Origin of the sequence: Sphingomonas sp. Root720, assembly GCF_001428605.1 — a bacterium.
In the GTDB taxonomy this organism is placed as follows: Bacteria; Pseudomonadota; Alphaproteobacteria; order Sphingomonadales; family Sphingomonadaceae; genus Rhizorhabdus.
The window spans coordinates 2916-3290 of record NZ_LMID01000008.1 but is presented as its reverse complement, the minus strand read 5'-3'; the positions used below and the strand labels follow the sequence as shown (position 1 = coordinate 3290).

The 375-nt window shown below is 64.4% G+C and carries 1 pseudogene; it reads left to right on the top strand.

Annotated elements, in window-relative coordinates:
* A pseudogene (locus ASE22_RS27560) lies at nt 1-375 on the top strand (glucose-6-phosphate dehydrogenase); the annotation flags it as partial.

Below are 375 nucleotides of genomic sequence, written 5' to 3'. Positions count from 1 at the left end.
GCGCTGAAGGTCAACATCGACAATTGGCGGTGGCGGGGCGTGCCCTTCTACCTGCGCACCGGCAAGCGGCTGCCGAGCCGCCAGTCGGAGATTTTCATYCAGTTCAAGGGTGTACCGCACTCGATCTTCGACGGACGGGGCGCGGTGCTGCAACCCAATCGGCTGATCATCCGTTTGCAGCCCGACGAGAATGTCCGGTTGCTGCTGATGACGAAGGAGCCCGGGCTCGATCGCGACGGAATAAGGCTGAGGGAGGTGCCGCTCGACATCTCGATGCCCAACGCCTTTGCCGACAGCCGCCGGCGGATCGCCTATGAACGGCTGCTGCTCGACCTGGTCGAGGGCGACCAGACGCTGTTCGTGCGGCGCGACGAG